Genomic DNA, 24,969 nt, shown 5'->3' on the forward strand with positions numbered 1-24,969 from the left:
CATGACGCAAGTCACGGTGAAACAACTGGCCGATGAGGTCAAAACACCGGTAGAGCGCCTGTTGCAGCAGATGCGTGAGGCAGGTCTGCCGCACACCGCCGCCGATGAAGGTGTGAGCGATAGTGAGAAGCAGTCTTTGCTGACTCACTTGAAGAGCAGCCACAAGGCGAAAGTGGAAGAACCGCGCAAGATTACATTGCAGCGCAAAACCACCAGCACGCTGCGTGTTGCTGGTAGCAAGAGCATCAGCGTTGAAGTACGCAAGAAGAAAGTCTTCGTACAACGCAGCCCGGAAGAAATCGAAGCCGAGCGCAAACGCGAACTGGAAGAACGCCGCGCAGTAGAAAATACTGCACGTCAGAAGGCTGAAGAAGAAGCCAAGCGTCGCGCCGAAGAAGAAGCGCGTCGCCAGCCTGCTGCTGCGCAAACCGCTACTAACGACGCCGTTGCAGCGCCTGCTGCAGTTGCCGAACCAGTGCGTGAAAGCGCGCCGGTTGTGGCTGCTGCACCAGCGCCGTCTGCCGATGTTCGCAACAAGCAGAACGAACAGCGCCGTCCGGACAAACCACGTGCCGACGATAACAGTCGTCGTGGCAGTGGCGATGGCGAGCGCAAAAACGCTCCGCATCGTGCTTCGGTCAAGGAAAAAGCGCCTGCTCCACGTGTTGCGCCACGTACTACCGACGAAGAAAGCGATGGCTTCCGTCGTGGTGGTCGCGGCAAGGCCAAGCTGAAGAAACGCAACGCCCACGGTTTCCAGAGCCCAACCGGCCCTGTTGTGCGTGATGTGCAGATCGGCGAGACCATCACTGTTGGCGATCTCGCCAATCAGATGTCGGTCAAGGCTGCTGAAATCATCAAGTTCATGTTCAAACTGGGTACTCCAGCGACCATCAACCAGGTGCTTGATCAGGAAACTGCTCAACTGGTAGCCGAAGAACTGGGCCACAAAGTGACCCTGGTCAGCGACACCGCCCTGGAAGATTCCCTGGCCGAGTCCCTGAAGTTTGAAGGTGAGACGTTCTCCCGTGCGCCAGTCGTGACCGTAATGGGCCACGTTGACCACGGTAAGACCTCGCTGCTCGACTATATCCGTCGTGCCAAGGTAGCTGCTGGCGAAGCCGGCGGTATCACCCAGCACATCGGTGCGTACCACGTTGAAACTGATCGCGGCATGGTCACGTTCCTCGATACCCCGGGTCACGCTGCGTTTACCGCAATGCGTGCTCGCGGTGCCAAGGCAACTGACATCGTGATCCTGGTCGTTGCAGCGGACGACGGCGTGATGCCGCAGACCATTGAAGCTGTTCAGCACGCCAAGGCTGCCGGTGTTCCGCTGGTTGTTGCAGTGAACAAAATCGACAAGCCGGGCGCTGATCTCGATCGCATCCGTAGCGAACTGTCGGTTCACGGCGTGACTTCGGAAGAGTGGGGCGGCGACACCCCGTTCGTATCGGTTTCGGCGAAAGTCGGTACTGGCGTAGACGAGTTGCTCGAAGCTGTTCTGCTGCAAGCTGAAGTTCTGGAACTGAAAGCAACGCCTTCGGCTCCTGGCCGTGGCGTCGTGGTTGAATCGCGTCTCGACAAAGGTCGTGGCCCGGTTGCAACCGTTCTGGTTCAAGACGGTACCCTGCGCCAAGGCGACATGGTGCTGGTCGGTTCGAACTATGGCCGTGTACGTGCCATGCTCGACGAGAACGGCAAGCCAATCAAGGAAGCCGGTCCTTCCATCCCTGTCGAGATCCTCGGCCTGGACGGTACCCCGGACGCTGGCGACGAGATGAGCGTGCTGTCGGACGAGAAGAAAGCCCGTGAAGTGGCTCTGTTCCGTCAAGGCAAGTTCCGCGAAGTCAAACTGGCCCGTGCTCACGCTGGCAAGCTGGAAAACATCTTCGAAAACATGGGTCAGGCAGAGAAGAAGACGCTCAACATCGTCCTCAAATCCGACGTCCGTGGTTCGCTGGAAGCGTTGAACGGTGCCTTGAACGGCTTGGGTAACGACGAAGTGCAAGTGCGTGTTGTCGGTGGCGGTGTCGGTGGTATCACCGAATCCGACGCCAACCTGGCACTGGCCTCCAACGCTGTACTGTTCGGCTTCAACGTGCGTGCCGATGCTGGCGCTCGCAAGATCGTCGAGCAGGAAGGTCTGGATATGCGTTACTACAACGTGATCTACGACATCATCGAAGACGTCAAGAAAGCCCTCACCGGTATGTTGGGCAGCGATGTTCGCGAGAACATCCTGGGTACCGCTGAAGTACGTGATGTGTTCCGTTCGCCGAAATTTGGCGCGATCGCCGGTTGCATGGTTATCGAAGGTGTTGTTCACCGTAACCGTCCAATCCGTGTACTGCGTGAAGACATCGTTATCTTCGAAGGCGAGCTGGAATCCCTGCGCCGCTTCAAGGATGACGCTTCCGAAGTACGTGCCGGCATGGAATGCGGTATCGGCGTGAAGAGCTACAACGACGTCAAAGTCGGCGACAAGATCGAAGTCTTCGAGAAGGTTCAGGTTGCTCGCAGCCTCTAACTCGCGCACTTCAAGGGCCACGATGAGCCGCAGCATGCAGATGCGCGGCGCAGCGTCCGGACTCTAAACGCAACGCCCGGTCTGGCTTTTGTCAGGCCGGGCGTTTGCCGCTTTCAGACCCCTCGGGTTTCACCGTGGGGCAGTAACAGGTAACAAGACATGGCAAAAGAATACAGCCGTACCCAACGTATCGGCGATCAGATGCAGCGTGAGCTGGCACAGCTGATCCGTCGTGAAGTCAAAGACCCGCGCGTCGGCCTGGTCACCATTACCGCTGTTGAAGTCAGCCGTGACGTCGGTCACGCCAAGATCTTCATAACCGTGATGGGCCAGGACAGCCGCGACGACATCGCGCAAAGCATCAAGGTGCTCAACTCAGCCGCAGGTTTCCTGCGTATGCAGTTGGCTCGCGAAATGAAGTTGCGCAGCGTTCCGCAGTTGCACTTCCATTACGACGAAAGCGTCGTGCGTGGCGCGCATCTGTCGGCCCTGATCGAGCGTGCGGTGGCTGAAGACAATCAGCACCCGGTAGCGGCTGAACCCGAAGACGCCAAGGAGTAATCGGTGGCTCAGGTCAAACGTATCCGTCGTAACGTCAGCGGCATCATCCTGCTCGACAAGCCGCTGGGGTTCACCTCCAACGCGGCATTGCAGAAGGTTCGCTGGTTGCTCAATGCCGAGAAGGCCGGGCACACCGGCAGTCTCGATCCGCTGGCCACCGGCGTGCTGCCGTTGTGCTTCGGTGAGGCCACCAAGTTCTCGCAATACTTGCTCGATTCCGACAAGGCTTATGAAACCCTGGCGCAACTGGGCAAGACCACCACCACGGCCGATGCCGAAGGTGACGTTTTGCTGGAGCGCCCGGTGACCGTTGGTCGCGCCGATATCGAAGCGGTGCTGCCCAAATTTCGTGGGCAAATCAGTCAGATACCGCCGATGTACTCGGCGCTCAAGCGTGATGGGCAGCCGCTGTACAAGCTGGCCCGTGCAGGCGAAGTAGTGGAGCGCGAACCGCGTTCTGTTACTATTGCGCGCTTGGAATTACTGGCCTTTGAGGGTGATACTGCGCGGCTTGCGGTGGATTGCAGCAAAGGCACCTATATCCGCACCCTGGTGGAGGATATCGGTGAGCAACTCGGTTGTGGCGCTTACGTGGCTGAATTGCGACGTACCCAGGCCGGGCCTTTCACGCTGGCACAGACCGTCACTCTGGAAGAGCTTGAAGCAGTACATGCCGAAGGCGGCAACGAGGCGGTCGACCGCTTCCTGATGCCATCGGACAGCGGCCTGCTGGACTGGCCACTGTTGCATTTCTCGGAGCACAGTGCGTTCTACTGGCTTAACGGCCAACCGGTACGCGCCCCGGATGCACCGAAGTTCGGCATGGTACGGGTACAGGATCACAACGGTCGCTTCATCGGTATCGGTGAAGTGAGCGAAGACGGGCGCATCGCGCCGCGTCGACTGATTCGGTCAGAATGACCGGACGAGTGTGGCTGTTAACAGGCACGGTCACTACTCATTTATAGATACAGGGATTTGTCCCTGGCCTGTTGAAGCTGTTTCTTTGAAACAGTTTCCTGATAAAAGGATTGCCTCATGGCTCTCGACGTTCAAGAAAAAGCTCAAATCGTAGCTGACTACCAGCAAGCTGTTGGTGACACTGGTTCGCCAGAAGTGCAAGTTGCACTGCTGACCCACAACATCAACAAGCTGCAAGGTCACTTCAAGGCCAACGGTAAAGATCACCACTCCCGTCGTGGTCTGATCCGCATGGTAAACCAGCGCCGTAAGCTGCTGGACTACCTGAAAGGCAAGGATCTGGGTCGTTATCAGGCTCTGATCGGTCGCCTGGGTCTGCGTCGCTAATAAGCGATTGCGCTAGAGGTTGGTTGTCTGTCGTGCGTCAGTGGGTTTCCGCTGGCGCATGGCAGGCTCCCAGCCTCAAGTTTTATCTGGACATACGTTTTACCCTGGACAGGCGTTGGGCCGATCCCCGACATTGCCCAAGAATTTCGCAAGAAGACAAGTTCCCCAAGAGCCACAAAAGAAGGTAGGACACCGTGAACCCGGTAATCAAAAAATTCCAGTTCGGTCAGTCGACCGTTACCCTCGAGACTGGCCGTATCGCCCGTCAGGCCTCCGGCGCAGTATTGGTCACCGTTGACGACGACGTCAGCGTATTGGTGACCGTTGTCGGTGCCAAACAAGCCGATCCAGGCAAGGGCTTCTTCCCTCTGTCCGTTCACTACCAGGAAAAGACTTACGCTGCCGGTAAGATCCCTGGCGGTTTCTTCAAGCGTGAAGGCCGTCCTTCCGAGAAAGAAACCCTGACTTCCCGACTGATCGACCGTCCGATCCGTCCGCTGTTCCCGGAAGGCTTCATGAACGAAGTGCAGGTTGTCTGCACCGTCGTTTCCACCAGCAAAAAGACCGATCCGGACATCGCTGCGATGATCGGTACCTCGGCTGCCCTGGCCATCTCCGGCATTCCTTTCGATGGCCCGATCGGCGCTGCCCGCGTTGCATTCCATGAAAGCACTGGCTACCTGCTGAACCCGACTTACGAACAACTGAAAGCCTCGAGCCTGGACATGGTCGTTGCCGGTACTTCGGAAGCCGTTCTGATGGTTGAATCGGAAGCCAAAGAGCTGACCGAAGACCAGATGCTGGGCGCGGTACTGTTTGCTCACGACGAGTTCCAGGTGGTGATCAACGCCGTTAAAGAACTGGCCGCTGAAGCTGCCAAGCCAACCTGGACCTGGGCTCCTCAGCCAGAAGCCACCGCACTGCTGGGCGCTATCCGTGCCGAGTTCGGCGAAGCGATCTCCCAGGCTTACACCATCACCGTCAAAGCCGACCGTTATGCACGTCTGGGCGAGCTGAAAGACCAGGTTGTTGCCAACCTGTCCGGTGAAGAAGGTCAGCCGACTTCCGCTGAAGTCAAAGCGGCTTTCGGTGAAATCGAATACCGCACCGTTCGCGAAAACATCGTTAACGGCAAGCCACGTATCGATGGTCGCGACACCAAGACCGTACGTCCGCTGAACATCGAAGTCGGCGTTCTGCCGAAGACCCACGGTTCGGCACTGTTTACCCGTGGCGAAACCCAGGCCCTGGTAGTCGCGACTCTGGGTACTGCCCGTGACGCACAGCTGCTGGACACCCTGGAAGGCGAGAAAAAAGACCCGTTCATGCTGCACTACAACTTCCCTCCGTTCTCGGTAGGTGAGTGTGGTCGCATGGGTGGTGCTGGTCGTCGCGAAATCGGTCACGGCCGTCTGGCCCGTCGTTCGGTTCAGGCCATGCTGCCTGCTGCCGACGTGTTCCCGTACACCATTCGTGTTGTGTCGGAAATCACCGAGTCCAACGGTTCGAGCTCCATGGCTTCGGTCTGCGGCGCTTCTTTGGCTCTGATGGATGCCGGCGTTCCGATGAAGGCACCGGTTGCCGGTATCGCCATGGGTCTGGTTAAAGAAGGCGAGAAATTCGCTGTTCTGACCGACATCCTGGGCGACGAAGATCACCTCGGCGACATGGACTTCAAAGTAGCGGGTACCGCCAAAGGTGTTACCGCGCTGCAGATGGACATCAAGATCAAAGGCATCACCGAAGAAATCATGGAAATCGCTCTGGGCCAAGCCCTGGAAGCGCGCCTGAATATCCTCGGTCAGATGAACCAGATCATTGGCCAGTCGCGTACCGAGCTGTCGGAAAACGCTCCGACCATGATCGCGATGAAAATCGACACCGACAAAATCCGTGATGTTATCGGTAAAGGCGGCGCGACCATTCGTGCGATCTGTGAAGAAACCAAAGCTTCGATCGACATCGAAGACGACGGTTCGATCAAGATCTTCGGCGAAACCAAGGAAGCGGCTGAAGCAGCACGTCAGCGCGTTCTGGGCATCACCGCGGAAGCCGAAATCGGCAAGATCTACGTTGGTAAGGTTGAGCGCATCGTCGACTTCGGCGCATTCGTCAACATCCTGCCAGGCAAGGACGGTCTGGTTCACATCTCGATGCTGAGCGATGCTCGCGTCGAGAAAGTGACCGACATCCTGAAAGAAGGCCAGGAAGTGGAAGTACTGGTACTGGACGTCGACAACCGCGGCCGTATCAAGCTGTCCATCAAAGACGTAGCAGCAGCCAAGGCTTCGGGCGTTTAATCAACCCCTTCGCCTGACCGCTTCAACGTTATAAAAATGCCTCGCCGTGAAAACGGCGGGGCATTTTTTTGTGTGCAGGAAGATCAAAAGATCGTCCGAACGCGGCCCGAGCCTTCGGCAGTTCCTACACAAGCCCAATGTAGGAGCTGCCGCAGGCTGCGATCTTTTGATTTTGCGGTGCGCGAAGTTGCCGGACCCCGAAGCCAATGCTAGGTTTAGCCCACAGCCCGTGTAGCTCAGCCGGTAGAGCAGCGCACTCGTAACGCGAAGGTCGCAGGTTCGATTCCTGTCTCGGGCACCATTCTCTTCTTCATTTCACCTTTCTGCTCAGATCCTCGACGGTGCGCTTTAGTTGTTCCATCGCGCGATCCTGATCGCTGATCTCCCGTTTGAGGCTGGAGATTTCGCTGTTGTTCGAACTTGAGCTGGAGCCGCTGTTGCGCTTTAGCTCTTCCACTTGCTTGCCAAGGTTGTTCAGATCGCGCTCCTGCTCATTGACCGTGCGCTTGAGATCGTCAATCTCCTTGCTGCTGGAGTTTGAGCTGGAACCGCTGTTGCGTTTGAGTTCTTCGATCTGACGGGCCTGCTCGCTGAGGGTGCGCTTCTGGCTTTCCAGTTCCGTGGCATTGGTCTTCACGGTTTTTTGCAGGCTTTCCAGGTCATCGATGCTGACGCTGGTTCTGACGAGTGTGTCCTTGCCAAATGAATTGTGGAGCGCGGAGATTTTGTCGGAGTACAACGCAGGGTCAGAGGTGACTTCGACAGCCGCTTGAGCGGCACCGGTCAATGTCAGGCTGCCAAGCAGCAAGGTAGCGGTAGCAAGCTGGGCAGACAAAAGCTTCGAAAAACTGCGCATCACTGGAGTTCCTTGTGAAGTGCTGATATGGCACATCGCTATGACTTGTGATTTCGACTTATGTTCCCAAGGCCTCCTGCATGTGTCTTTTTATGTAAAGACCCGTGTAATTCATCGACAAAACGTCCTATATTCGTTGTCTGCATGAGCATCGCCCAGCAGTTTTCAGATGATCCCGAATGGTTCTGAAGGCCAGACAAACCGGGCTTCAAACGGTTTTTTGCGTCAGAGAGATCCTTGATGATCCAGATCCATCTTCCATTCCCCAGATCAGCGAGAACGCCATGACCGTTAAAGAATTGACCCAAGAAGCCAGACACGAAGAAGCCCTGAAAAAATACGTGCTGGACGCGCCCCAGTTGCTGGAAGAGATCAAGGACTTGCCCGCCGACGAACAGAAAGACCAGATCCAGTGGGCGTTCGAGGATGAAGCGGAAGCTCAGGGCTTGCAGCCGTGGGAGCTGACGCTCAAGTACACTACAAGTCCTGAAGAGTTCGAGGCCGCGCGCCTGGCGCTGCACAAGGAGGCGGCCGAGGTATTGGGCGTCGAGTGGGAAGAGTACTGCGAGATGAACAATCTGGTGGTCTAAAAAAAATGCCAGCCTTTATCAGGCTGGCATTTTTTATTATCAAAGGCGTGATCAGAGACTCAGTCGCATCGACAGGTCCACAGCCTTCACATCCTTGGTCATCGCACCAATCGAAATATAATCCACCCCGGTTTCGGCGATTGGCAGCAACGTGCTTTCGTTGATACCACCGCTGGCCTCCAGTTTTGCCTTGCCGGCGTTCAGGCGCACTGCTTCGCGCATGTCGTCCAGGCTCAGTTCATCGAGCATGATGATGTCGGCACCCGCCGCCAGTGCTTCCTTCAGCTCCGCCAGGCTTTCCACTTCGATCTCCACCGGTTTGCCCGGGGCGATCTTGTGCGCGGCCGCGATAGCCTCAGAAATGCCACCGCAGGCGGCGATATGGTTTTCCTTGATCAGGAAGGCGTCATACAGGCCGATGCGGTGGTTGTGGCAGCTGCCGCAGGTCACGGCGTATTTCTGGGCCAGACGCAGCCCCGGCAGGGTTTTGCGGGTGTCGAGCAACTTCACTTGGGTCTCGGCGACGAAGTCCGCCAGGTACTGCGCGCGAGTGGCCACGCCGGACAGCATTTGCAGAAAATTCAGTGCGCTGCGTTCGCCCGTCAGCAGCGAGCGAGCCGGGCCTTCGAGATGGAATAGCACCTGATTGGGTTTCACCCGTTCGCCGTCGCGCACCTGCCAGTGAACGGCAACCCGCGGGTCCAGCTGCCGAAACACGGTATCGACCCACGCGGTGCCGCTGATGACAGCGGCATCACGGGTGATGATGGTGGCTTTGGCCAGGCGTTCGGCGGGGATCAGTTGCGCGGTGATGTCGCCGCTGCCGATGTCCTCGTGCAACGCACGGCGCACGTTGGCTTCGATTTCGGCAGTCAAATCGGCGAGACGTAGATTCGGCATAACGGGCTCCACAAACAAAGTGCCCCGATTATAGGGCCATGGTGCGAGGCAACCCAAGGCATCAACGGCCATTCCATCGTTCGCCAACCTGCATTTGGTCGATTCACTCGAGTAATCGGTGTTAAGCAGGGGCTCTCTCATAACGTCTATTTGTTGGGAAAGCGCAGAGTCTGCTGGCATAAAGAAGGTCTTTTGCAGATAATCCGCCTTGCATTTGACGTCATAGCTTTGACGTAACTTTGGATTCCCGATTATTTGAAATGACAACGGGTGGTGACTGTCCCCCGTTGAGCGTCGGCTGTGTGGCTGCGTACTCGATCTTTCTTACCGAACCGAAGAATCACCGTTTCAGGAGGCTTGGATGCACAACGACGGGAATGTAGTGCCTTTGCACAAGGCCGCTACCGACCAGGCGACTCACTCGCCGCTCGCCCGCCTGCCCGTGATTCTGCTTCAGGTTCGCGACAAGGCCGCTCAACAACTCAAGCAAGGTTTGCAGGAATTGTTCGATAACGCCGACGACACTCTGTTCGAAATGGCCGACCGGGCCCGAAACAATGTCGAGCAAAACATCTTCTTCGAGGCCATGCGCGATTTGCGCCTCAAGCGCAAAAGCATCGAACGCGGATTTCTCGAGCAATTCTTCGAGGCTTTCGTCAGCCTCACGCAGTACGACATTTCTCACGCTGTCTCGCCCCGGCCATTGGTTTTCGATGCCTCGGCGGCGATGCCCAATGACGACATGGAGCGCAACGTGGCGGTGGAAGCCATGGTTGGCAAAGTGCTGAACCGTGACGGTTTCGCCCTCGACCAGCTCACCGCCCGACTCAGCACACTGTTGAGCAAGACGCTGGTCGAACAGCACAACCCCTTGGGGCCGACGCTGCTCTGCAAGTATTTCTTGCAGGCCGGGCGCAACCTGGGCATGGAAATCAAGGTCAAGCTGATCATCCTCAAGCTGTTCGAACGCTATGTGCTCAGCAATGCTGATCAGCTCTACGCCGAAGCCAATCAACTGCTGATCGCCACCGGCGTGCTGCCGGACCTCAAACCCGCCCCGGCGCGGCGTGCCACTGATCGGGCGGCTGCGAGTGTTAGAGCTGACCCCGCCGAGACAGGCGTACGGACTGGCAATCCGCAGATCGACGAAGGCGTACAGGAAGTCTTCGCCGCCTTGCAGGAATTACTGTTTCACGTGCGTGGCAGCGTTGCGCCGACCCTGGAAGTCAGTGCCCAGACCCAGCCTATTTCCACCCGCGACCTGCTGCGCCTGCTCTCGCACTTGCAGCAATACGTGCCGGCGCTGGCGGCTCAGGACGACTTCGATCTGCGTAACCAGCTCGAACAACTGCTGACCCGGGTCAGCGTCAAAAGCGGCAAGTCGCGCGTGGTGGGTGTGGCCGACGAAGATGTGATCAACCTGATCGCCATGCTCTTCGAATGCATCCTCGATGATCGCAACCTGCCGGACTCTCTCAAGGCGCTGATCGGCCGTTTGCAGATTCCGATGCTGAAAGTGGCGGTGCTCGACAAGAGCTTTTTCAGCCGCAGCAGCCATCCCGCCCGGCGTTTGCTCAACGAAATCGCCGCTGCGGCCATGGGCTGGGGCGAGTGCGATGACCATGAGCGCGACAGCTTGTACCTGCGCATCGAGCAAGTGGTGCAGCGCTTGTTGAACGACTTTGTCGATGACCCGGCGATCTTTTCCGAATTGCTGGCGGATTTTCTTGCCTTCACCAATGACGAACGCCGTCGTAGCGAATTACTCGAGCAGCGCACCCGTGACGCCGAAGAGGGCCGCGCCAGGACCGAACTGGCACGTCAGCGCGTCGAGCAGGCGCTGAATCAGGCGTTGGTGGGCAAGGTACTGCCGCACGGCGTGGTGGCGTTTGTCCAGGAGGCCTGGAGCAAAGTGCTGTTGCTGACCTGCCTCAAGCACGGTGATCAGTCCGCCGAATGGCATGCCGATGTGCAGACCATGGCCCAATTGATCTGGAGCGTGCAGCGCCATGACGAACCCGACGCGAGCCTGCGGTTGTTGTCGCTGGTGCCAGGGTTGCTCAAGTCGTTGCGCGATGGCTTGAACAGCTCGGCATTCGACCCTTTCGCCACCGGCGAGTTTTTCAGCGAGCTGGAAGCTTTGCACGTTCAGCTGTTCGAACGTCCAGGCCCGAAAAGCACACCTGTTAACGCACCGATGATGATCGAAGTGCAGCAGGAAATCGTGCTTCGCACCGCAGACGAAGGCCCGGTCGAAGCCGCATCGATGTGTTTGCCGGAGGACGATGTCGCTTTGCTTCAAGTCGATCAGCTGCGCTTGGGTTGCTGGGTCGAGTTTCAGGAAGACGAAGAAAACACTCTGCGCTGCAAGCTGGCGGCGATCATTGAAGCCACCGACAAGTACATCTTCGTCAACCGTACCGGGATGAAAGTGCTGGAGCACAGCCGTATCGGTCTGGCCCTGGAGTTCCGGCGTGGCGCGGCGCGAACGCTGGACGACACCTTGCTGTTCGACCGGGCGCTGGAGTCGGTGCTGGGCAACCTGCGGCGTCTCAATCACGGCAAGTGATCGCGCGCCGAGGGTCTATCGCGGCATACTGGGCACCAACACAGTCGTCGTTGAAGGAACCTGTATGCAGTTGGACCCCGCGAGCGGTTGGTGTCAGGGCGTGCGCATATGCCCCTCGCCCAACTTCAATGCGCGCCCCGAGGGCGAAATTTCCCTGCTGGTGATCCACAACATCAGTCTGCCGCCAGCGCAGTTTCTGACCGGCAAGGTGCAGGAATTTTTCCAGAATCGTCTGGATGTCACGGAACATCCCTACTTTGCAGGAATCGCCGACCTGCGGGTGTCTGCGCACTTTCTGATCGAACGTGACGGCGCCGTCACTCAGTTTGTCTCTTGTCTAGAGCGCGCCTGGCACGCTGGCGTCTCGTGTTTCGATGGACGGGAAACCTGTAACGATTTTTCCGTGGGCATCGAGCTCGAAGGCACGGATGATCTGCCGTTCACCGACGCCCAATATCAAGCGTTGACGGCCCTGACTTTACAGCTGCAAAGCGCCTTCACGGGTATCACCGCACAACGCATCTGCGGGCATAGCGACATCGCACCCGGGCGCAAGACTGATCCGGGACCGGCGTTTGACTGGGCACGCTATCGCGCGGCTCTGGCAAAAGCTGCTCTGGAAAAAAAGGAGTAACAATGAGTTTTCTGGTGTTGCTGTTGGCGGTGTGGATCGAGAAGTTCTCGGCCCTGCGCCATCGGGTTCAACGTGATGGCGGTTGGGTGCGCGAGCTGCACAAGCTTGAAGCCAACCCACGCATGACAAACCGTCCGTGGCTGATACTGGTAGTGCTGGTGTTGTTGCCGGTGGCGCTGCTGGGTTTGCTGTTGGTGGTGCTGGAGCCGGTAGCCTACGGTTTGCTGGCGTTACCGGTGCACTTGCTGGTGGTGATTTACAGTCTGGGCCGTGGTGATCTGCTGGCCGGCCTCGGGCCGTTCCGCGATGCCTGGCGCCGGGAAGACCTGCCAGCCGCCGCCCATGTGGCCAAACGTGACCTGAATATTTGCGCTGACAGCGGCGAGCAACTGCTGGAGCGAGTTGAAGGGCATCTGCTGTGGCAGGCCTATCAGAGCTTTTTCGCGGTGATCTTCTGGTACTTCCTGCTGGGCCCGGTTGCAGCGTTGAGCTATCGACTGCTGGCGCTGGCCGAGGAGCATGGGCAGAACCCGGCCGTGGTCGAGCGAGCGGCACAGCTGCGTCATGCGTTCGATTGGGTACCGGTGCGACTGCTGGCGGCGAGTTTTGCGTTGGTCGGCAACTTTGTCGCGGTCGGCCGGGTGATGCTGCACGAGCTGCTGAACTGGAACATCAGCGCCGCCCACCTGATCGAGAAGGTCGGGTTGGTGGCTGGTGAAATTCCGGCGCCGGTGGTCGGGCCGGATGGCATCAACAGCCTGGACCGGATCTGGGAACTGCTGCTGCGCGCGGCAGTGCTTTGGTATGCCGGGTTCGCGTTGTGGACTGTCCTTTCCTGAGTTCTGCTTTGAATCGAAAAGATCGCAGCTCTGTAGCAGCTGGCGAAGCCTGCGTTCGGCTGCGCAGCAGTCGTCAAATCAGAACTCGCGGTGCGTCAGGCAGACCGCGTCAGCCTGATTCACGACTGCTGCGCAGCCGAACGCAGCCTCGCAGCCTCGCAGGCTCGACAGCTGCTACAAGGCAGCGTGTCTGTCGTTAACCTTAAGTTACAAAACCCTCCGCAGATTTAGGCTATACAGAGATAGCGCCAATAGTGGCTATCTGCTGTCTCTGCGCGCCTGCCATAAAAATAAGAATTCCAAGGGAGACTTCACAGTGAAGAGCTTGCTCTATCCCGCCGTCGCGCTGATGAACCGCCTGAGCTTCGGCATGAAGTTCAGCCTGATCAGCGTGCTATTCCTCGTGCCGATGCTGGTGACCAACTTCTATCTGGTGCGCGATTCCTATCGCGAATTCCAGGGCACGCGGGTCGAGCTGCAAAGCCTCGACCTGCTGGGCGGCGGCCTGAGCCTGCGCCGGGATCTGGAAACCCTGAACAACCTGGTGCAGATCAATGTCACCCTTGGTCAGTCCGGCAAGGCAGGCAATGTCGAATCGAATATCAGTGCCTTGGAGCAAAGCGTTCTGACTCGTTTGCAAGGGTTGGCGGCGATGACCACTGACCCGGAACAAATCATCTTTTTCGATGGCAAGCGCGATGAAATGATCGCCGCGTTCAAGGCCCAGCAAGCGGAAACTTCCCTGCAAAGCAAAAGTGCGCTGATCGGCAAGTTGCTCGGCAACGCGCAGATTTTCAGTCAGATCATTGCCAGTCAGGCCGGTCTGAGCCGCGACAGCCAGAGTGACATGCGTCAGCTGAGCGAGCTCATTACCAATGTCACGCCGGCCGTGACCCAGACGCTCGGCGACGGCCGGGCGATGGGTTCTTACTCATTAGGGCAGGGCTTTCTCAACTCGGCCTCGAGCACCCGTTTCGATGAGTTGCTGGCGCAGATCGAAAAGCTTCAGGCTGAATACGGCCTGAAATTGCAGGATGCTCTGGGCTCCAGTAAAGCGGCGCACGAAACCCTGGCCGCTCAAGCCGAAAGCAGCAAGGCCTCTCTGAAAAAGGCCAGTGAACTGTTCGAAGAACAAGTGGTGATGGCTGACACCCTCGATGCACCGTGGCAGGCCTTTTACGATCAGGTCACGGGCCTGATCGACCAGACCTACCAACTCAACGAAGCCACCCTGAAGTTTCTCGGTACCCAGTTGCAGCAGCGGCTGGAGCAGCACCGCACTCACATGATCTTGCAGGCAGTGGCGCTGACACTGGTGTTTGTGTTGATTTTTTACCTCTATGGCGGTTTCTACGCCTCGACCCGCACCACCCTCAAGCGTCTTGGCGCGGTGATGGACAAGGTGGCGGCCGGGGACATGACCGTGACCTTCAGCGCCGACAGCCGCGATGAACTGGGCGAGTTGGGCGAGGTGTTCACCGGCACCGTGAAGAAGATCCATGACCTGATCGAGCGCGTGGGCCAGACCGTCAGTGAGGTCGAGCGCCAGGCCAGCCAGGTCGAAAACGTGTCCGCCCAGAGCAATCAGGCGGTGGCGGGGCAGCGCATGCAGATCGAGCAAGTCGCCACGGCGATGAATCAGATGTCAGCCACTTCCCTGGAAGTGGCGCGCAGTGCCGCGGCGGCCGTCAGCAGCGCTCACAGCGTCAACGACGAGACCATTAGCGGGCGCGGCCTGGTGGAGTCCCAGCAGGGCAGCATCGCTGCACTGGCCAGTGAGATCGATCAGTCGGTGCGGGTGATCAACCAACTGGCCAGTGATAGTCAATCCATTAGTCGCGTGCTGGAAGTGATCAAAAGTATCGCCGAACAGACCAACTTGCTGGCGCTTAACGCGGCCATCGAAGCCGCGCGCGCGGGCGAGCAGGGCCGTGGTTTTGCGGTGGTGGCAGACGAGGTCCGGACCCTGGCCAAACGCACCCAGCAATCGACCGAAGAAATCGAGCAGATGATTGCCAAGCTGCACAGCGGTGTCGGGGCGGCGGTCAAGGCGATGGGCACCAGCCATCAGATGGCCAATGGCACGGTAGGGCAGTCGGAAAAGGTTCAGCAGGCGCTGGAAAACATCCTCGGTGCAGTCGGCATGATTGTCGATCAGAACCAGCAGATCGCCGCTGCCGTAGAACAGCAGACAGCCGTGGCTCACGACATCGACCAGAACATCGTCGAGATCAACCGCGCCGGTGAGCGCACCGCCGATGGCGCACACCAGACCGAAAATGCCAGTCGAGCGTTGTCGGCGCAGGTGGTTGAACTCAAACAATTGATCAGCGCGTTCCGGGTTTAAAAAGCACCCCGGAACAAATGTGGGAGCGAGCCTGCTCGCGATAGCGGTGTGTCAGGCGACATCAATGTCGAATGTTAAACAGCCATCGCGAGCAGGCTCGCTCCCACAGGGGATGTGTGGGGTGACTAACTACCAGCTAAACACCTCACACGCATTGGCCGTGCTGGCGGCAGCCAATTGTTCGGGGCTGATCGCCATGAGGGCGGCCAGTGCCTCGCAGATTGCTGGCAGATGGGCCGGGCTGTTGCGCTGACCGGGAAACATGGCGGGTGCCATGTCCGGTGAGTCGGTTTCCAGTACCACCGATTCAACGGGCAAACCGGCGAGCACCCGGTGCATGCGCAGGGCCTGCGGCCAGGTCGCGGCGCCGCCGAGGCCGAGTTTGAAACCGAGCTTGATGTATTCGCGGGCCTCTTCCTGGCTACCGGCGAAGGCATGAATGATCCCCGCGCGTTTCAAGCGAAACCGTTTGAGCGTGGCAATCACCGCCGCATGGCTGCGTCGCACATGAATCAGCGCTGGCAGATTGAAGTCCGCCGCCAGTTGCAGTTGGGCGTCGAACAGCGCTTGCTGGCGTTCACGATCCAGGGTTTCGATGAAGTAATCCAGACCGATCTCGCCCACCGCGCATAGCTGTCGATGGCCCGCCAGACGCGTCAACCAGTCACCGAGTTCGGTCAAATCCTCAGGGCGATGGTCATCCAGATACACCGGGTGCAAACCGAACGCCGCATGCAGATCGGGATCGCTTTGCACCAAGTCCCAGACCCGCTGCCAATTGGCCTGATAAACCCCCAGCACCACCATCCGCCGCACGCCGAGGGCGCGGCTCTCGGCCAGCAGCGCCTGACGATCCACGTCGAAATCCGGAAAATCCAGATGAGTGTGGGTGTCGATCAGTTCCACGGCTCAGTCCTGATGAATTCGCTGCTTGAAGGTCCGCGCGATGGCCTGCACGCCGGGTTGGTAATCGGCCTGTTCAATGGCCGCCAGCGCCAGTTGCAGTGCCTTGTCGGCGATCAGCTGATGTTGCTGGGACATGGCGTTGACCGGCAGCGGCAGGAAGTCCAGCAACTGCGTATCACCGAAAGTGCCCAGGCGTAGCGGACGGGTTTTCAGCGGGAAGTCGTGCAAGGCATCGAACACGCCCTGAAGCAGCACGTAGGATGTAGTCACCAGCGCATCCGGAAAATGGCCCAGGCGCTGAAGCAACTCTTCCATCAATTGTTTGCCGCACTCACGGCTGAACGACTCGCCGTGTTCGATCAGCGCCTCGCCTTTGAAGCCGTTCAGCGCTTCCTTGAAACCTGCCGCCCGTTCCTGGCTGATACTCAATTCGGGGCGGGCACCGATCAGCGCGATCTGCTTGGGTAACGGGTCCAGCAGGCTGCGGGTAAGCTGCAGACTGGCTTCGCGGTCATCACTGATCACCGAGCAAAAGTGCTCAGGCTCCATCACCCGGTCGATGGCGATGATCGGAATGCCTTTGGCTTGCAACTGACGATAACTGTCATCGCCGGCCGGCAGGCAACTGGCGACGATCAGCGCATCGCAGCGGCGGGCGCGGAACAGTTGCAGCAATTGCCGTTCGCTGTCCGGCGCATCGTCGGAGCTGGCGATCAGCAGTTGATAGCCGCGTGCCCGGGCGCCTTGTTCCAGCAATTTGGCAATTCGCGCGTAACTGGGGTTTTCCAGATCCGGCAGAATGAACCCCAGAGTGCGGGTGTGCCGACTGCGCAGCCCGGCGGCCTGAGGGTTGGGTGTGAAGCCATGTTGTTCGACCACCGCGCGTACGCGCTCGACGGTGGCGCTGCTGATGCGTTGCTGTTCAGCCTTGCCATTGATGACATAACTGGCGGTGGTCACGGAGACGCCGGCCAACTGTGCAATATCACTGAGTTTCAACCCGGGTATTCCTTATTTGTTCGAGCTTGCCCGACATTTTTGCCAATCCTACCCGATTCGGCAGGCGACCATTGTCGCAGCACATCCGACAATTGGACTTCAAGGATGAGACATTATCGAGTAACGTGCCTAACATTCTAGATTAAACGTTTCAGCAGGCGTATTTTCTACGTTAAAGGTCGCCTTGGTCGGTTCTGCCGCGAAACCGCCAAAACTGCCCCTGAAAAGGCGCTCCCAAGGGCCTAAGCTGAATCAATCAAAACAATACCTGGCGTCACACGGCGCCAAAAAGGAGAAAGCATGCTCGAGCTCACCATAGAGCAGATATCCATGGGCCAGTCGGCTGTGGATAAAGCCACCGCCCTGCAATTGCTCGCTGACCGACTCGTGACCGATGGCCTGGTGGCCGACGGTTACCTTGCGGGCTTGCAGGCCCGGGAAGCCCAGGGCTCGACCTTTCTCGGCCAAGGTATTGCCATCCCCCACGGCACCCCGCAAACCCGTGATCAGGTGTTCGCCACTGGCGTGCGGCTGATGCAATTCCCTGACGGCGTGGATTGGGGCGATGGCCAGATCGTTTATCTGGCGATTGGTATCGCCGCCAAATCCGATGAACACCTGCGCCTGCTGCAACTGCTGACCCGCGCCCTCGGGGAAACCGATCTGGGCCAGGCCCTGCGCCGCGCCAGTTCCGCCGAAGCCTTGCTGAAACTGCTGCAAGGCGCGCCGCAAGAATTGGCGCTGGACGCACAAATGATCGGCCTCGGTGTGTCCGCCGATGACTTCGAAGAACTGGTCTGGCGCGGTGCCCGCTTGCTGCGTCAGGCCGATTGCGTGAGCAACGGTTTTGCCGGCGTTTTGCAGCAAGTCGACGCGCTGCCGCTGGGCGATGGTCTGTGGTGGCTGCACAGCGAACAAACGGTGAAGCGTCCGGGCCTGGCGTTCGTTACCCCCGACAAACCCATGCGCTACCTCGGTCAGCCGTTGAGCGGACTGTTCTGCCTGGCCAGCCTCGGTGAAGCCCATCAGGCATTGCTCGAACGCCTTTGCGCGTTGCTGATCGAAGGCCGTGGTCATGAGCTGGGCCGTGCCACCAGCAGCCGCGCGGTGCTGGAAGTCCTCGGCGGTGAAGTGCCGGCGGATTGGCCAAGCGCGCGCATTGCCCTGGCCAACGCCCACGGTTTGCATGCGCGCCCGGCGAAGATCCTTGCGCAACTGGCGAAAAGTTTTGAAGGCGAAATCCGCGTGCGCATCGTCGATGGCCACGACAGCGCGGTGTCGGTGAAGAGTTTGAGCAAACTGCTCAGCCTCGGCGCCCGTCGCGGTCAGGTGCTGGAATTCATCGCCGAACCAACCATCGCCGCCGATGCATTGCCGGCCTTGCTGGCGGCCATCGAAGAAGGCCTCGGTGAAGAAGTCGAGCCGCTGCCGGCAGTGAGCCAACATCGCGAAGTGATCGCCGATGTCGCCGAAGTGCTGCTTGCACCGGCCTCCGGCAGTCTGATTCAGGCGATTGCTGCTGCCCCGGGAATCGCCATCGGCCCGGCGCATATTCAAGTGCTGCAAATCATCAATTACCCGCTGCGTGGTGAGTCCGCCGCCATCGAGCGCGAGCGTCTCAAGCAAGCGTTGGCGGATGTGCGTCGCGACATCGAGGGGCTGATCGAGCGCAGCAAGGCCAAGGCGATTCGCGAGATTTTCATCACCCATCAGGAAATGCTCGACGACCCGGAACTGACCGACGAAGTCGACACCCGTCTCAAGCAAGGCGAAAGCGCCGAAGCGGCGTGGATGGGGGTAATTGAAGCGGCCGCCAAACAACAGGAGTCGCTGCAGGACGCCTTGCTCGCCGAGCGTGCCGCCGACTTGCGCGACATTGGCCGTCGGGTGCTGGCGCAATTGAGTGGCGTCGAAACACCAGGCGAGCCAGATCAGCCGTACATTCTGGTGATGGACGAAGTCGGCCCGTCCGACGTGGCGCGCCTCGATCCGACGCGCGTCGCCGGCATCCTCACCGCTCGCGGTGGTGCCACGGCCCACAGCGCCATCGTCGCGCGTGCCCTCGGTATTCCCGCGCTGGTGGGCGCCGGTGCCGCCGTGTTGCTGCTGAAACCGGGCACGCCGCTGTTGATCGATGGTCAACGCGGTCGCCTGCACGTGGACGCCGATTCCGCGACCTTGCAGCGCGCCACCGAAGAACGCGACACCCGCGAACTGCGCTTGAAAGCCGCCGCCGAACAACGCCATCAACCGGCGCTGACCACTGACGGCCACGCGGTGGAGGTGTTCGCCAATATCGGTGAAAGCGCCGGTGTCACCAGCGCGGTAGAGCAGGGCGCCGAAGGCATTGGTCTGCTGCGCACCGAACTGATTTTCATGGCCCACTCGCAAGCGCCGGACGAGGCGACTCAGGAAGTCGAATACCGTCGTGTGCTCGATGGCCTGGCCGGTCGACCGCTGGTGGTGCGCACCCTTGACGTCGGTGGTGACAAACCGCTGCCGTACTGGCCGATCGCGAAAGAAGAAAACCCGTTCCTCGGCGTGCGTGGCATTCGCTTGACCCTGCAACGTCCGCAGGTCATGGAAGCGCAATTGCGCGCCTTGCTGCGTGCGGCTGACAACCGTCCATTGCGGATCATGTTCCCGATGGTCGGCAGCGTCGATGAGTGGCGTCAGGCTCGGGACATGACCGAACGTCTGCGCCTGGAAATCCCGGTTGCGGACCTGCAACTGGGGATCATGATCGAAGTGCCGTCGGCCGCGTTGCTGGCGCCGGTGCTGGCCAAGGAAGTGGATTTCTTCAGCGTCGGCACCAACGACCTGACGCAATACACCCTGGCCATCGACCGTGGTCATCCGACCTTGTCGGCCCAGGCGGATGGCTTGCATCCGGCGGTGCTGCAATTGATCGACATCACCGTGCGTGCGGCTCATGCTCATGGCAAGTGGGTCGGCGTGTGCGGTGAACTGGCGGCCGATCCGCTGGCGGTGCCGGTGCTGGTGGGCCTGGGTGTGGATGAGTTGAGCGTGTCGGGCCGCAGCATTGCCGAGGTCAAGGCGCGCATTCGTGAACTCAGCCTGACCCAGACTCAAACCCTTGCCCAACAGGCCTTGGCCGTGGGCAGCGCGAACGAAGTTCGTGCATTAGTGGAGGCCCTGTAATGGCCAAGATCTTAACCCTGACCCTTAACCCGGCGCTGGACCTCACCGTCCAATTGCCGCTACTTGCACCCGGTCAGGTCAATCGCAGCGACGAAATGCACACCCACGCCGCCGGCAAAGGCGTGAACGTGGCGCAGGTGCTGGCCGACCTCGGGCATCAGCTGACCGTCAGCGGTTTTCTTGGGGAAGACAACCTTCAGGCGTTCGAAACCCTGTTCGCCAAACGCGGTTTTACCGATGCGTTTGTCCGCGTTCCCGGCGAGACCCGCAGCAACATCAAACTGGCGGAAAGCGATGGGCGCATCACCGACATCAACGGTCCGGGGCCGAGGGTCAGTGAAGCGGCGCAGCAGGCTTTGCTCGATCGTCTCGACCAGATTGCTCCCGGGCATGACGCGGTCGTCGTGGCCGGCAGTTTGCCCCGTGGCGTGAGCCCTCAGTGGTTGCGCGAATTGATCCAGCGCTTGAAAAAACGCGGTTTGAAAGTGGCGCTCGACACCAGCGGTGAAGCCTTGCGCGCAGGTCTGGCGGCCGGCCCATGGCTGATCAAACCCAACACCGAAGAACTGGCTGATGCGCTGGGATGCGAGGTGGTTTCCGTGGATTCCCAAGCCGAGGCAGCGAGCCGTTTGCATGCACATGGTGTCGAGCACGTGGTGATTTCCGACGGTGCCGACGGGGTGAACTGGTTCAGTGTTGGTTCGGCCATGCACGCCACGCCGCCCAAGGTCAACGTGATCAGCACCGTCGGTGCGGGGGATTCGTTGCTGGCGGGCATGCTGCACGGTTTGCTCAGTGCCGATACGCCCGAACAAACCTTGCGCACCGCCACCGCGATTGCCGCCATGGCCGTCACCCAGATCGGTTTCGGTATCGGTGACGCCACGCAACTGGCGCACTTCGAACAGGGCGTGCGCCTGCGCCCCCTGACAGAACAATAAGAGGGTTTGCAATGAAGTTAGCCATTGTTACGGCCTGCCCGAACGGCATGGTCACCAGTGTGCTGTGCGCTCGTCTGCTCGATGCAGCAGCCCAGCGTCAGGGCTGGAGCACCAGTGTCGAAGTCGTTGATGCGGCCCATCCGGAACGCCAACTGTCGGCCGCGACCCTCGAGGCCGCCGAGTGGGTGTTGCTGGTTACCAGCGCGCCGGTGGATATGTCACGGTTCGTCGGCAAACGCGTGTTCCAGAGCACCCCGGCCCAGGCCCTGCAAGATGTCGAAGCCGTGCTGCGTCGTGGGGTGGAGGAGGCCGAGGTTTACGTCGCGCCCGAAGCCGCCGCCGAGCCGGCTGCCGTGGTTAAAAACGCGCCACGCCTGGTGGCTGTCACCGCGTGCCCGACCGGCGTCGCCCACACCTTCATGGCCGCCGAAGCTTTGCAACAAGCGGCCAAGCGTCTGGGCTACGATCTGCAAGTGGAAACCCAGGGCTCGGTCGGCGCGCGTAATCCACTCAGCGCAGAGGCGATTGCCGATGCCGATGTGGTGCTGTTGGCGGCAGACATCGAAGTCGCCACCGAGCGTTTCGCCGGCAAAAAAATCTACCGCTGCGGCACCGGCATTGCGCTGAAACAGGCCGAAGCGACGCTGAACAAAGCCTTGGCCGAAGGCAAGCAGGAAAGCGCTTCGACCGGCGCCAAAGGCCCAGCCAAGCAAGAGAAGACCGGCATCTACAAACACCTCCTGACCGGTGTGTCGTACATGCTGCCGATGGTGGTTGCGGGCGGTCTGATGATCGCCTTGTCCTTCGTGTTCGGCATCACCGCGTTCAAGGAGGAAGGCACGCTCGCGGCCGCGCTGATGCAGATCGGCGGCGACACCGCGTTCAAGCTGATGGTGCCGCTGCTGGCGGGCTACATCGCCTACTCGATCGCTGACCGCCCAGGCCTGGCGCCGGGGATGATCGGTGGTTTGCTGGCGAGCACCCTGGGCGCCGGTTTCATCGGCGGGATCATTGCCGGTTTTATCGCCGGCTATGCGGCCCAGGCGATCAACCGTTATGCGCGCTTGCCGCAGAGCCTCGAGGCGCTGAAACCGATTCTGATCATTCCGTTGCTGGCGAGCCTGTTCACCGGTCTGGTGATGATCTACGTGGTCGGCAAACCGGTGGCCGGGATGCTCGCGGGGCTCACGCACTTCCTCGACAGCATGGGCACCACCAATGCCATCCTGCTCGGTGTGCTGCTGGGCGGCATGATGTGCGTCGACCTCGGCGGGCCGATCAACAAAGCGGCTTACGCGTTTTCGGTGGGGCTGCTGGCGTCGCAAAGTTATGCACCGATGGCCGCGACCATGGCGGCTGGTATGGTGCCGCCGATTGGCCTGGGCATCGCCACGTTCATCGCCCGGCGCAAGTTCGCCCAGACTGAGCGCGAGGCCGGTAAAGCGGCGCTGGTGTTGGGGTTGTGCTTTATCTCCGAGGGGGCGATTCCGTTTGCAGCGAAAGACCCGCTACGGGTGATTCCGGCGAGCATCGCCGGCGGTGCGCTGACCGGCGCGCTGTCGATGTACTTCGGCTGCAAACTCATGGCACCCCACGGTGGGTTGTTCGTGATGCTGATTCCGAATGCGATCAACCATGCGCTGTTGTATCTGCTGGCGATCGTGGCCGGGAGTCTGCTGACAGCGGTGACGTATTCGGTGCTCAAACGGCCTGAGACGGTGGAGTTGGCAGTAGAGCCAGTGAGCGCCTGACCCGAACCCCCTGTAGGAGCGAGGCTTGCCCGCGAAGGCGTTTTTTCATTCAACATTGATATTGAGTGTTATGGCCTCTTCGCGGGCAAGCCTCGCTCCTACAGGGGATCTGTGGTGTTGGCGGATTTTTGTGTCATGCCTGATTCATACAGCCATGCTTAAGTTTTCCTTTTTCAGGGAGAACACCATGAGCGAATTCGACCTCAGCCGTCGTCGTGTCATGCAGGCCGTTGGCGCTGGGCTGTTGATGCCCGGCCTGGCGCCGGCGGTAATTGCTTCGGTCAAGGATCGGCCGCAACTCACCGATGGCGTGCAGTCCGGCGACCTGTTGGGCGACCGGGCGATGATCTGGAGCCGTAGCGACCGTGCGGCGCGGATGGTGGTGGAGTGGGACACCCGCAGCCTGTTCAGCAACCCTCGTCGATTCGTCTCTCCATTGGCCGATGCCCGCACCGACTTCACCGCCCGGGTCGAGCTCACTGGCCTGCCCGCCGATCAGACGATTTTCTACCGCGTGACGTTCGAAGATGCCCAGAGCGGTGCCGCCAGTGAACCCTGGTTCGGTCATCTGCGCAGTGTGCCAACCGCCCGACGGAATATACGGTTCGTCTGGAGTGGCGACACGGTCGGCCAGGGCTTCGGCATCAACCCGGACATCGGCGGCATGCGCATCTACGAAGCCATGCGTCTGCGCCTGCCGGACTTTTTTATCCACAGCGGCGACACCATCTACGCCGATGGCCCGGTGCCGGCGCAACTGACCACCGAAAGCGGCCGTGTGTGGCGCAACCTCACCAGCGAAGCCAAGAGCAAAGTCGCCGAAACCCTCGACGACTATCGCGGCAATTACCGCTACAACCTGATGGACGAAAACATCCGTCGCTTCAACGCCGAGGTCCCGCAAATCTGGCAGTGGGACGACCACGAAGTGGTGAACAACTGGTCGCCGGGCAAGCAACTGGATGAGCGCTACAAGAGCAAAGATATCCACAGCTTGGTGGGCCGCGCACGTCAGGCCTGGCTGGAATACGCGCCGATGCGCTTGCAAAGTGCCGATGACGGCGGGCGGATTTATCGCAAGCTGAGTTATGGGCCGATGCTGGATGTGTTCGTGCTCGACATGCGCAGTTATCGCGAAGCCAATGACGACAACCTCGGTGCTGCCAAACCGTTTCTCGGTCGAGAACAATTGGACTGGCTCAAACGCGAATTGAAAGGCTCCCAGGCCCAATGGAAAGTCATTGCCGCCGACATGCCCATCGGTCTCGGCGTGCCCGATGGTGAAGTCAGCCCCGGTGTGGCGCGCTGGGAAGCGGTGGCCAATGGTGACCCTGGCCCGGCTCAAGGCCGTGAAGTGGAAATCGCTGAATTGCTCGGTTTTCTGCGGGCGCAGCAGGTGCGCAATTTCGTATTCCTCACGGCGGATGTGCATTACTGCGCGGCGCACCATTACCACCCGGACCGCGCCGCGTTCCAGGACTTCGACCCGTTCTGGGAATTTGTCGCGGGGCCGCTGAATGCGGGGAGCTTCGGGCCGAATGCGCTGGATAAAACCTTCGGCCCTGAAGTGGTGTTCGAGAAAGCTCCACCGGCGCAGAACACCTCGCCGTTTGCCGGGTTTCAGTTTTTTGGCGAGGTGAACATCGATGGGCAGACGGGGGAGATGAGTGTGGTGTTGCGGGATCTGGATGGGGTGGGGGTATTTGAGCGCAAGTTGCAGCCGGTGTGAGGGACCATACCAAACCATTGTGGGAGCGAGCCTGCTCGCGATGACGG

18 protein-coding genes and 1 tRNA gene are annotated in these 24,969 nt (G+C 59.7%); 15 read left to right on the plus strand and 4 right to left on the minus strand.

From position 1 onward, the window contains the following. Position 1: 1 nt before the first annotated feature. The 6 genes from infB to ACYZT2_RS05220 all read left to right on the plus strand — a co-directional run bounded on the left by infB (position 2) and on the right by ACYZT2_RS05220 (position 7,000). Positions 2–2,530, plus strand: a complete 2,529-nt coding sequence (infB, locus tag ACYZT2_RS05195) for a translation initiation factor IF-2 (protein ID WP_461970675.1) — start codon at positions 2–4, stop codon at positions 2,528–2,530. A 159-nt stretch (positions 2,531–2,689) separates the two neighbouring features. Further along, complete coding sequence (gene rbfA, locus ACYZT2_RS05200; RefSeq protein WP_007900467.1) at positions 2,690–3,091, plus strand: 30S ribosome-binding factor RbfA; 402 nt, start codon at positions 2,690–2,692, stop codon at positions 3,089–3,091. A 3-nt stretch (positions 3,092–3,094) separates the two neighbouring features. After that, positions 3,095–4,012, plus strand: coding sequence for a tRNA pseudouridine(55) synthase TruB (gene truB / locus ACYZT2_RS05205; RefSeq protein ID WP_461970678.1), 918 nt, complete (start codon positions 3,095–3,097; stop codon positions 4,010–4,012). A gap of 117 nt (positions 4,013–4,129) precedes the next feature. Continuing rightward, positions 4,130–4,399: a 30S ribosomal protein S15 gene (gene rpsO / locus ACYZT2_RS05210; protein ID WP_003176135.1), complete on the plus strand. Its 270-nt coding sequence runs from the start codon at positions 4,130–4,132 to the stop codon at positions 4,397–4,399. Between the two features lie 194 nt (positions 4,400–4,593). Continuing rightward, the gene (pnp, locus tag ACYZT2_RS05215; protein ID WP_052965657.1) at positions 4,594–6,699 is read left to right on the plus strand and encodes a polyribonucleotide nucleotidyltransferase; all 2,106 of its coding nucleotides are present in this window, start codon (positions 4,594–4,596) and stop codon (positions 6,697–6,699) included. A gap of 225 nt (positions 6,700–6,924) precedes the next feature. Beyond that, positions 6,925–7,000, plus strand: a tRNA-Thr gene (locus ACYZT2_RS05220). Between the two features lie 9 nt (positions 7,001–7,009). Here ACYZT2_RS05220 and ACYZT2_RS05225 read toward each other — a convergent pair. Then, positions 7,010–7,555, minus strand: a complete 546-nt coding sequence (locus tag ACYZT2_RS05225) for a hypothetical protein (RefSeq protein ID WP_461970680.1) — start codon at positions 7,553–7,555, stop codon at positions 7,010–7,012. A gap of 284 nt (positions 7,556–7,839) precedes the next feature. Between ACYZT2_RS05225 and ACYZT2_RS05230 the strand changes: the two genes are divergently transcribed. Then, positions 7,840–8,145, plus strand: coding sequence for a DUF6388 family protein (locus ACYZT2_RS05230; protein WP_461970682.1), 306 nt, complete (start codon positions 7,840–7,842; stop codon positions 8,143–8,145). Positions 8,146–8,196: 51 nt separating this feature from the next. Here ACYZT2_RS05230 and nadC read toward each other — a convergent pair whose 3' ends face one another. Continuing rightward, positions 8,197–9,045: a carboxylating nicotinate-nucleotide diphosphorylase gene (gene nadC / locus ACYZT2_RS05235; RefSeq protein ID WP_461970684.1), complete on the minus strand. Its 849-nt coding sequence runs from the start codon at positions 9,043–9,045 to the stop codon at positions 8,197–8,199. 361 nt (positions 9,046–9,406) lie between these two features. Here nadC and ACYZT2_RS05240 point away from each other — a divergent pair, with 361 nt between their 5' ends. The 4 genes from ACYZT2_RS05240 (at position 9,407) to ACYZT2_RS05255 (ending at position 15,434) form a co-directional block, all read left to right on the plus strand. Further along, positions 9,407–11,614 (plus strand): DUF1631 domain-containing protein, encoded by a 2,208-nt coding sequence (locus ACYZT2_RS05240; RefSeq protein WP_461970686.1) that lies wholly within the window; start codon positions 9,407–9,409, stop codon positions 11,612–11,614. Between the two features lie 64 nt (positions 11,615–11,678). Continuing rightward, positions 11,679–12,248: a 1,6-anhydro-N-acetylmuramyl-L-alanine amidase AmpD gene (gene ampD, locus ACYZT2_RS05245; protein WP_461970688.1), complete on the plus strand. Its 570-nt coding sequence runs from the start codon at positions 11,679–11,681 to the stop codon at positions 12,246–12,248. A 2-nt stretch (positions 12,249–12,250) separates the two neighbouring features. Further along, positions 12,251–13,087 carry a regulatory signaling modulator protein AmpE gene (ampE, locus tag ACYZT2_RS05250; RefSeq protein WP_461970690.1) on the plus strand — a complete coding sequence of 279 codons (837 nt, stop codon included), beginning with the start codon at positions 12,251–12,253 and terminating at the stop codon, positions 13,085–13,087. A 1,642-nt stretch (positions 13,088–14,729) separates the two neighbouring features. Continuing rightward, positions 14,730–15,434, plus strand: coding sequence for a methyl-accepting chemotaxis protein (locus ACYZT2_RS05255; RefSeq protein ID WP_401175982.1), 705 nt, complete (start codon positions 14,730–14,732; stop codon positions 15,432–15,434). 129 nt (positions 15,435–15,563) lie between these two features. On the opposite strand, the gene ACYZT2_RS05260 is transcribed toward ACYZT2_RS05255, so the two are convergent. Next, positions 15,564–16,340, minus strand: coding sequence for a TatD family hydrolase (locus ACYZT2_RS05260; protein ID WP_461970692.1), 777 nt, complete (start codon positions 16,338–16,340; stop codon positions 15,564–15,566). Positions 16,341–16,343: 3 nt separating this feature from the next. Continuing rightward, the gene (cra, locus tag ACYZT2_RS05265) at positions 16,344–17,339 is read right to left on the minus strand and encodes a catabolite repressor/activator (RefSeq protein WP_461970694.1); all 996 of its coding nucleotides are present in this window, start codon (positions 17,337–17,339) and stop codon (positions 16,344–16,346) included. A 300-nt stretch (positions 17,340–17,639) separates the two neighbouring features. Between cra and ptsP the strand changes: the two genes are divergently transcribed. The 4 genes from ptsP to ACYZT2_RS05285 all read left to right on the plus strand — a co-directional run bounded on the left by ptsP (position 17,640) and on the right by ACYZT2_RS05285 (position 24,922). Beyond that, a complete protein-coding gene (gene ptsP, locus ACYZT2_RS05270; protein ID WP_461970696.1) occupies positions 17,640–20,501 on the plus strand; it encodes a phosphoenolpyruvate--protein phosphotransferase in 2,862 nt (953 codons plus the stop codon). Next, a complete protein-coding gene (gene pfkB / locus ACYZT2_RS05275) occupies positions 20,501–21,442 on the plus strand; it encodes a 1-phosphofructokinase (protein WP_461970698.1) in 942 nt (313 codons plus the stop codon). The genes ptsP and pfkB overlap by 1 nt, the downstream gene beginning before the upstream one ends. Positions 21,443–21,453: 11 nt before the next feature. Continuing rightward, entirely contained in the window at positions 21,454–23,193 is a 1,740-nt protein-coding gene (locus ACYZT2_RS05280; protein WP_461970700.1) for a PTS fructose-like transporter subunit IIB, read from the plus strand. Between the two features lie 187 nt (positions 23,194–23,380). Then, positions 23,381–24,922, plus strand: coding sequence for an alkaline phosphatase D family protein (locus ACYZT2_RS05285; RefSeq protein WP_461970702.1), 1,542 nt, complete (start codon positions 23,381–23,383; stop codon positions 24,920–24,922). Positions 24,923–24,969: the final 47 nt, after the last annotated feature.

It is taken from the genome of Pseudomonas sp. MDT1-85 (genome assembly GCF_054898065.1).